This is a genomic window from Mesorhizobium sp. B2-4-12 (genome assembly GCF_006441575.1).
Lineage (GTDB): Bacteria > Pseudomonadota > Alphaproteobacteria > Rhizobiales > Rhizobiaceae > Mesorhizobium.
Window position 1 is genome coordinate 1 of the sequence record NZ_VFVC01000089.1, and the last position, 8,640, is coordinate 8,640.

Consider the following 8,640-nt stretch of genomic DNA (forward strand, 5'->3'; position numbering starts at 1 on the left):
GATCGAGGCGCCATAGACCGTCTTGCCGTCGATCTGCCGCTTCTGGAAGAATTCAGCGATCTGTTTCAGCTGGTCGAAGGTGGCCGGCGGGCCGAGGTCCCAGCCATATTTCTCCTTGAATTCCTTCTGCAATTCGGGCTTCGAGAACCAGTCCTTGCGATAGGTCCAGCCGACGACGTCGCCCATGGCCGGCAGCGCCCAGTAATTGGGCGTGTTCTTCGGCCATTCCGAATAGCCGACGACGGTCGCCGGCACGAAGTCGTCCATGCTGATCTTCTCCTTGTCGAAGAAGTCGTTCAGCTTGACATAGTGGCCGTTCTCGGCCGCGCCGCCGATCCACTGGCTATCGCCGATGATCAGGTCGCACAATTTGCCGTGCGAGTTCAGTTCGTTGAGGAAGCGGTCGGCATAGTTCGTCCATGGCACGAATTCGAATTTCATGCCGATGCCGGTTTCCTTGGTAAAGTCCTTGGAAAGTTCGACCAGCGCGTTTGCCGGGTCCCAGGCGGCCCAGCACAGCGTCAGGTCTTCAGCGTGCGCGACGTTCGAAACGGCTGTCGACGCTGTAATCGCCGAAGCCAGTCCCAACGCCAGTTTCAAGCTCGATTTCATGCCTTCCTCCCATTTGCGAAACGCGCCCGGATGACGGTTTCAAAAATCCTCAACCCTCTCCTCAGGGGCCCAAACACGGCGGCGCGGCAGCACTGTCGATGTTTAGTAATTTGTTTAGTGATGCAATTTTTACTAAACAACGCAAGCGAATTCGTCGCTGCGCCGCAACATGCCCAAACGGGCGCTTGAAATCGTTGGAAAATGAACGCCGGGTTGCTCCGGCTGCCGCTTAGCCGGTCTCGTTGGCGGCGTCCGGGATTGGCGTCACCGGCCGCAGGGGCGGCGCCGGCGGCAACAATGCCCGTATGTCGGCGAAGGGAAATGTCGGCTCGAAGCGGAAGGCCTCCGCCAATGAACCAGGGAGCCCGTTGCATTGGCCGGCGCGAAATTCGTTCTGAATGCGCGCTCTGTAGACATATTGCTCCGGCCCCTGCGACCGGTGGGCGCGGATCGCCTGCGTCTTGATATCCCGATAGGCGGAAATATCGACATAGTGTGTGGGCGCGAATCCGGTGCCGCCCATCGTGTCGGCGTGCAGCACGGGGACGCCGAACGAGGCCGCGATTCGCACGCCGTCGGACAGGGACCGATGGTCGGCGTGATAGTCGTTGGGCGCATGCGTGATCACAAGATCCGGTCCGATCTCGCGTAGAAGTGTTTTCAACTCACTGATGAGCGCGCCGTCGGCCACCAGTTCGCCGTCGGGAAAGTCGAGGAAGCGCGGCGTCGCGCCAAGCAAGGCGGCCGCGGCAGTCGCTTCGTCGCGGCGGACACGAGCCAGAACCCTGGCATCGCTCATGCCGCCCCTGGCACCATCCGTGGCCACGGCAAAAGTCAGTTCTGCGCCTTGCGCCGCATAGGCGGCCATCGTACCGAACATGAAGATCTCGATGTCGTCGGGATGCGCACCGAGCGCCAGTATTTTCACGCTACTCTCTCCCGGAAATGAAAACGTGCCGAACGGAATCCTGCTCGCCCTGATCGCCTATGCAAGCTATTCGTGCAGCGATGCCGTTATCAAGAGCCTGGGTGGTCAGTTCACGGTGTTCGAGATCGGCTTCTTCTCGACGCTATTTGCCGGCTGTTTCCTATTCTTCAGCCGTCCTGCTGACGAACGCTGGCGTGACTTCTGGCGCACAAAGCGTCCATGGGCGGTGCAGGCGCGTGCCTGGGCCGGCATTGCATCGGGTGTGCTCAGCGTCTACGCCTTCACCACCATCCCGCTGGCCGAGACCTATGCGCTGATTTTCCTCGCGCCGCTGTTCGTCACCATTCTCTCGACCGTGATCCTCAAGGAAAAGGTTGGCCCGTGGCGCTGGCTGGCGGTGGTCGCCGGCTTTGCCGGCGTCATGCTGGTGGTGCGGCCGGGTTTCCGCGAATTGCATCTCGGTCACCTCGCGGCGTTCACCATCGCCTTTCTCGCAGCCGCCAGCGTCATCCTGATGCGTTCGCTGGCGCAGCAGGAGAAGCGCACGACCATGCTCGGCGTGCTGGTCGGCTATGGGCTGCTGTTCAACGGTATCGGCGCCGCCACCACCTCCTTCACTCTTCCCGACGGAAGGCAGCTGGTGTGGCTGGTGATGGCAGGCGCTTTCACGGCCTGCGGGCAATTCATGCAGCTTCTGGCCGCCAAATACGCGCCCGCCAACCGGATCGCCCCGACGCATTATTCGCAGATCGTCTGGGCGGTCATCCTCGGCGCGCTGTTCTTCCAGGAATATCCCGACTGGCTGTCGCTGGTTGGTCTGGCGGTGGTCGGCGGTTCCGGTCTGCTGACCATGGTGCGCGAGGAGGTGCGGCTCGGCACCGTGCGTTGGAATCCGTTTTCACGGACCAGGCTATGAGGCCGTACGTATTGCATGGCGACCGCGACCGCTGATATGCGGACGCGATGACGACAAGACCCCTGCCGGAACTTCCGGTCACAGCCGTGCTGCCGGCGCTCAGTGAAGCGCTCGGCAAGGGCAACAGCGCGGTTCTTGTGGCGCCGCCCGGTGCCGGCAAGACGACGCTGGTGCCCTTGGCACTGCTGGATGCCTCTTGGCTTGGCACGGGCAAAATCGTGCTGCTTGAGCCGCGCCGGCTCGCCGCTCGCGCCGCCGCCCGCCGCATGGCCGAGCTGCTGAGCGAGGAGCCCGGCGGCACCGTGGGCTACGCCATGCGCATGGAGAACCGCACTTCGGCCAAGACCAGGATACTGGTCGTCACCGAGGGTGTGCTCGCGCGCATGATCCTCGACGACCCCGAACTGCCCGGCGTCTCGGCTGTCATTTTCGACGAATTCCACGAGCGCTCTCTCGACGGCGATTTCGGTCTGGCGCTGGCGCTCGACGTGCAAGGTGCGCTGCGGCCCGACCTGCGCTTGGTCGTCATGTCGGCAACGCTCGATGGCGCCCGCGTCGCGAAACTCCTGTCGGGCGCGCCGGTGATCGAGAGCGAAGGTCGCGCTTTTCCTGTCGATGTCCGCTACGACGAGCGGCCGGCCGGCGTCCCGGTCGAGGACGCCATGGCCAAGGCGATCCGTGCGGCCCTTGCCGAAGAAAGCGGCAGCGTGCTCGCTTTCCTGCCGGGCCAGCGCGAGATCGAGCGCACCGCCGAACGGCTGGCCGGCAGGGTTGGCACCGACACCGACATCGTTCCGCTCTACGGCCAACTCGACGGCAAGGCGCAGGATGCGGCGATCAAGCCGGCGCTGGCAGGCCGCCGCAAGGTGGTGCTGGCGACCTCGATCGCCGAGACCTCCATCACCATCGACGGCGTGCGCGTCGTCATCGATTCCGGCCTGTCGCGGTTGCCGTGCTATGAACCGGCAAGCGGCCTGACAAGGCTGGAGACCGTGCGCGTCAGCAAGGCTTCCGCCGACCAGCGCGCCGGCCGCGCCGGCCGAACGCAGGCCGGCGACGCCATCCGGTTGTGGCGCGCCGAGCAGACGGCGGCGCTTCCCGCCTTCACGCCGCCGGAAATCCTCGAAGCGGACCTATCCGGCCTGCTGCTCGATTGCGCCGCTTTCGGTGTCGCCGATCCGGCCGGGCTCGCCTTTCTCGATCCGCCACCGGCACCGGCGCTCAACGAGGCAAGGATGCTGCTGCGCGCGCTCCACGCCATCGACGAGACCGGGCGCTTGACCGAAGCGGGCGCTTCCATGCGCAAGCTCGCTCTGCCCGTGCGGCTGGCGCATATGGTCGCCGAAGCAGCCAGGAGCGGCCATGCCGACGAGGCGGCCATGCTGGCGGTGTTGCTCACCGAACGCGGCCTTGGCGGGGACGGCGCCGATCTGGAACGGCGGCTGATGCGCTTTCGCTGGGAAAGATCGCCGCGCGCCACCGCCGCGCGGCAATTGGCCGAGAGGCTGGCGAAGCAGGCCTTACCCTCCCCCTCGAGGGGAGGGTCGGCGACCGAGCTGAGCGCAGCGAAGCGAGAGAGACGGGGTGGGGTCGGTTCGGGCACGCGACCCATCCCTCCACCCCACAGTGCTTCGGGGGTCGACACACCGGGGCGAGCCACAGGTCTCGCCCGTCCCTTGGAGCCCCACGAGGAGGGGGATGTGGCCGCCGGTCCCCTTCTCATCCACGCCTGGCCGGACCGCGTCGCCAAGGCGCGCGGCGAGCGCGGCCGCTTCGTGCTGGCCAATGGCTCCGGCGCCATGCTCGATGCCGCCGACCTCTTGGCAGGCGAGCCGTTTCTGGTCGTCGCCGATCTGCAGGGCAAGGCGCAGAATGCGCGCATCGCGGCGGCGGCGGCAATAACCGAGGACGACATCCGCACCGCGCTGGCCGACCGGATCGAGACGCGCAAGCAAACGAGCTTCGACCGCGAGCGCCGCGCCGTGCGCGTGCGCGAAACGGTGCGCCTCGGCGCCATCACGCTCGCCGAGCGCATGCTGCCGGCGCCGGCCGGTGCCGAGGCCGACCACGCCATCGTTGACGCGGTGCGTGAGCACGGGCTGTCGCTGCTGAGCTGGAGCAAGGAGGCCGAGACGCTGCGCCAGCGCCTCTCCTGGTTGCATCGCGGCCTCGGCTCGCCCTGGCCGGACATGTCGGACGCAGCACTTCTCGAACGCCTCGACGACTGGCTGCTGCCCTTCCTGTCGGGGGCCGCATCCCTGGCCGCCGTCGACCCCGGCGTTGTCCCGGCGGGCCTGACCTCGCTCGTGCCGCATGACCTGCAGCGCAAGGTCGATGCGCTGGCGCCGACCCATTTCGACGCCCCGTCGGGCAGTCACGTGCCGATCCGTTATGACGGCGAATGGCCGGTGCTGGCGGTTCGCGTGCAGGAACTGTTCGGCCTCGACCGCCATCCCTCCATCGCCAACGGCACCGTGCCGCTGACGCTCGAACTTCTGTCGCCGGCGCATCGGCCGATCCAGACGACCCGCGACCTGCCCGGCTTCTGGCGCGGCTCCTGGGCCGATGTGCGCGCCGACATGCGCGGCCGCTACCCCAAGCATGTCTGGCCGGAAAATCCGCTGCTCGCCACCGCCACCGCCCGCGCCAAGCCACGAGCATGATCCCAAAAAGTGAAACCGGTTTTTGAGACAAGATCATGGTCAACAAGGAGTAGAGCTTCAATCCGACCCCATCGGACTGGAGCGGACCTAGCGTTCCCGGCTCCGCGGTTGTAATTCATGGCGATGATCAACGTTTTGCGCGCACCCGACTTCCAGCAGAGCCAGCGGCTGCGGCTCAACACGCTGATCCGACTGCGCTGGCTGGCTATCGTCGGCCAGAGCGTGACGGTGCTCGTTGTCGCTTATGGTTTGAAGTTCCCATTGCCGGTCAGCCTGTGCTTCGCGCTGATCGCCTGCTCGGCCTGGATGAACCTGTTCCTGGCCTTCCGGTTTCCGGCCGCGCACCGGCTCACCCCGTTGGCCGCTTTCGGCATCCTGATCTTCGACAGCCTGCAGCTTGCCGGCCTGCTCTACATGACCGGCGGCCTGACCAACCCGTTCTCGCTGCTGATGACCGTGCCGGTCGTCATTTCGGCGACGTCGCTGCCCCTGCGCCTGACCGCCATTCTCGGCGGGCTGGTGATGATGGCGGCAACCTTGCTTGTGTTCATCCATCTGCCGTTGCCCTGGTATGAAGGCGCGCCGTTGGTGATGCCCTTCATCTATGTCGCCGGCATGTGGATGGCGGTGCTGTCCTCGATCACTTTCACGGCCATCTATGCCTTCCGGGTGGCCGCCGAAGCGCGGCTTCTGGCCAATGCGCTTGCCGCCACCGAACTGGTGCTGCAGCGCGAGCAGCATCTCTCGGCGCTCGACGGCCTGGCGGCGGCGGCGGCGCACGAGCTCGGCACGCCGCTCGCCACCATCACGCTCGTCGCCAAGGAAATGGAAAAGGCGCTCGGCAAGGATCCGAAATATGGCGATGACGTGAAGCTGCTGCGCTCGCAGAGCGAGCGTTGCCGCGAAATCCTCAAGCGCCTGACCAGCCTGTCGTCCGAGGGTGAGGCGCATCTGTCCCGCTTGCCGCTGACTTCGCTGGTCGAGGAGGTCACCGCGCCGCATCGCGACTTCGGCATCTCGATCAAGCTTCGTCCCGGCGAATGCACCGGGCCGGAGCCGGTCGGGCGCCGCAATCCGGGCGTCATCTACGGCCTCGGCAATCTGGTCGAGAACGCCGTCGATTTTGCCCGCAAGAGCGTCACCGTGCGCTGGAGCTGGGACGAGGCGACCGTCACCTTTTCGATCATCGACGACGGGCCCGGCTTTCCGCCCGAGATCATCGACCGCATCGGCGAGCCTTACATGTCGACGCGCCAGGGCACGGAGGCCGGCGGTGGCCTGGGGCTTGGCCTGTTCATTGCCAAGACGCTGCTCGAACGCTCGGGCGCCGCGCTCGATTTCCGCAATTCGAGCGGCCTGGGCGAGGGCGCGGTGGTGCGGATTTCATGGCCGAGAACCGTCTTCCTGAACCCGGAATCGGCCCCGGCCACCATGTTTGATACCGCGTGAATTGGACAATAGCGGCGCAAAACGATATCTGCGTAAAAATAAGGCAGCAGGAATTTCCAAGACGATGACAGGCGATGAAAATATTGGCGCAATGGTTGAGGGCGAGGACACTTCGCTTCTAATCGTCGACGACGACAAGCCGTTCCTGACCCGCCTGGCCCGCGCCATGGAAACCAGGGGCTTCGTGGTCGAGACCGCCGAGAGCGTCGAGGAGGCGGTGGGCAAGGCGCGCGCCAACCCGCCCGCCTATGCCGTGGTCGACATGCGGCTTGGCGACGGCAACGGCCTTGATGTCGTCGCCGCCATCCGCGAGAAGCGCGAGGATTCCCGTACCATCATCCTGACCGGCTACGGCAACATCGCCACCGCGGTGACAGCGGTGAAACTCGGCGCCGTCGACTATCTGTCGAAGCCGGCCGATGCCGACGATGTCTTTGCCGCGCTGACCCGCACCACCGGTGAGCGCGCCGCGCCCCCCGAGAACCCCATGTCGGCCGACCGTGTCCGCTGGGAGCATATCCAGCGCGTCTACGAAATGTGCGAGCGCAACGTCTCCGAGACCGCGCGCCGGCTCAACATGCACCGCCGCACGCTGCAGCGGATCCTCGCCAAGCGCGCGCCGCGCTGATCGCCGAGGCACGCAGGCAATCGCTTGCGATATTGGTAATTGGCGAAACCATCGATGACAGCGCCCTCTCCCCGTCACTATACGGGAGAGATGCCGGCAGGCAGGTGAGGGGCAGCGCAAACGCTTGGGAAACGATGACGGAGGCGACATGCAGGATTTGAAGCAACGGCCGGTTTCCGTCTTCCGCGAATTTCTCGACAGCGAGGCGGCCGGCGGCATCATTCTGATGGTGGCGGCCGCCCTGGCGCTGATCGTCGCCAATTCGCCGCTTGCCGAGACCTACTTCTCAGTTCTCCACGCCTATCTCGGCCCGCTCAGCGTCTCGCACTGGGTCAATGACGGGCTGATGGCGGTGTTCTTCCTGCTCGTCGGGCTGGAGATCAAACGCGAGATGCTGGACGGCCAGCTTTCGACCTGGCCCAGGCGCGTGCTGCCCGGCATCGCGGCCGCCGGCGGCATGGTGGTTCCTGCCCTTGTCTATGTCGCCGTCAACCGCAACAACGGGCCGGCCTTGTCCGGCTGGGCTATCCCGACCGCCACCGACATCGCCTTCGCGCTCGGCGTGCTGTCGCTTCTCGGCAGCCGGGTGCCGGCCTCGCTGAAGGTCTTCCTCACCGCGCTCGCCATCATCGACGATCTCGGCGCCGTCATCATCATCGCCATATTCTACACCAGCGGCCTGTCGCTGGCCTACCTCGGCGCCGCCTTCGCCGTCATCGCCGCGCTCATCATGCTCAACCGCATGCGGGTGATGACGCTGGCGCCCTATCTCGTGCTTGGCGCCATCCTGTGGGTGCTGGTGCTGAAGTCGGGCGTCCACGCCACGCTCGCCGGCGTGGCCCTAGCGCTCACCATTCCGCTTGAACGCGCCGCCGGGCACGACCTCGAGCATTCGCCCCTGCACCGGCTCGAGCACGGCCTGCACAAGCTCGTGGCATTCATAGTCGTCCCGATCTTCGGCTTTGCCAATGCCGGTGTTTCGCTCGCCGGCCTGAGCCTTGGCGCGCTGATCGAGCCGTTGACGCTGGGCGTCGCCGCCGGTCTCGTCGTCGGCAAACTGGTCGGCGTCTTCGGCTCCTCCGCACTTGCCATCCGTCTCGGCCTGGCCGACCTGCCCGGCCATGCCGGCTGGTCGCATATGCTCGGCGTGTCGCTGCTCTGCGGCATCGGCTTCACCATGAGCCTGTTCATCGGCCTGCTCGCCTTCGCCGGCGATGTAACCCTGCAGGACTCCGTCAAGGTCGGCATTCTCGCCGGCTCCTTCATCGCCGCCATCCTCGGCGCGGCGGTGCTTTTGCTGGCGCCGGCGGTGGGAGGGGTGGAAGAGGACGAGGAATAGCGTCCGCGCTTCTGGCAGACGCCGCGCCGCCCCTCATCTGCCTGCCGGCGTTCGTCGTTCGAAAAGCCAAGCAATTGGCTTTTCGTCCGCTGCGCGGACCACTTC

At 65.7% G+C, this 8,640-nt stretch carries 7 protein-coding genes; 5 read left to right on the forward strand and 2 right to left on the reverse strand.

Going from position 1 to position 8,640, the window contains the following annotated elements; all coding sequences use genetic code 11:
- Both FJ934_RS27540 and FJ934_RS27545 read right to left on the reverse strand, forming a co-directional pair.
- Positions 1–612: ABC transporter substrate-binding protein (locus FJ934_RS27540; RefSeq protein WP_140613547.1), on the reverse strand; the 612-nt coding region annotated here is incomplete at its 3' end.
- Between the two features lie 229 nt (positions 613–841).
- A complete protein-coding gene (locus FJ934_RS27545) occupies positions 842–1,540 on the reverse strand; it encodes a PIG-L deacetylase family protein (RefSeq protein WP_140613548.1) in 699 nt (232 codons plus the stop codon).
- Between the two features lie 25 nt (positions 1,541–1,565).
- On the opposite strand from FJ934_RS27545, the gene FJ934_RS27550 reads away from it, so the two are divergent.
- The 5 genes from FJ934_RS27550 (at position 1,566) to nhaA (ending at position 8,535) form a co-directional block, all read left to right on the forward strand.
- A complete protein-coding gene (locus FJ934_RS27550; protein WP_140613549.1) occupies positions 1,566–2,456 on the forward strand; it encodes a DMT family transporter in 891 nt (296 codons plus the stop codon).
- Between the two features lie 47 nt (positions 2,457–2,503).
- Entirely contained in the window at positions 2,504–5,119 is a 2,616-nt protein-coding gene (gene hrpB / locus FJ934_RS27555) for an ATP-dependent helicase HrpB (RefSeq protein ID WP_140613550.1), read from the forward strand.
- 117 nt (positions 5,120–5,236) lie between these two features.
- Positions 5,237–6,568, forward strand: a complete 1,332-nt coding sequence (locus FJ934_RS27560) for an ActS/PrrB/RegB family redox-sensitive histidine kinase (RefSeq protein WP_140613551.1) — start codon at positions 5,237–5,239, stop codon at positions 6,566–6,568.
- Between the two features lie 64 nt (positions 6,569–6,632).
- Complete coding sequence (locus FJ934_RS27565; protein WP_027032803.1) at positions 6,633–7,196, forward strand: ActR/PrrA/RegA family redox response regulator transcription factor; 564 nt, start codon at positions 6,633–6,635, stop codon at positions 7,194–7,196.
- Positions 7,197–7,344: 148 nt separating this feature from the next.
- Positions 7,345–8,535 (forward strand): Na+/H+ antiporter NhaA, encoded by a 1,191-nt coding sequence (gene nhaA, locus FJ934_RS27570; protein ID WP_140613552.1) that lies wholly within the window; start codon positions 7,345–7,347, stop codon positions 8,533–8,535.
- Positions 8,536–8,640 lie beyond the last annotated feature (105 nt).

What these genes read in the sequence shown, in the direction of transcription:
- hrpB (WP_140613550.1), top strand. Translation starts at nt 2,504, where the DNA reads ATGACGACAAGACCCCTGCCGGAACTTCCGGTCACAGCCGTGCTGCCG.
- FJ934_RS27560 (WP_140613551.1), top strand. Translation starts at nt 5,237, where the DNA reads ATGGCGATGATCAACGTTTTGCGCGCACCCGACTTCCAGCAGAGCCAG.
- FJ934_RS27565 (WP_027032803.1), top strand. Translation starts at nt 6,633, where the DNA reads ATGACAGGCGATGAAAATATTGGCGCAATGGTTGAGGGCGAGGACACT.
- nhaA (WP_140613552.1), top strand. Translation starts at nt 7,345, where the DNA reads ATGCAGGATTTGAAGCAACGGCCGGTTTCCGTCTTCCGCGAATTTCTC.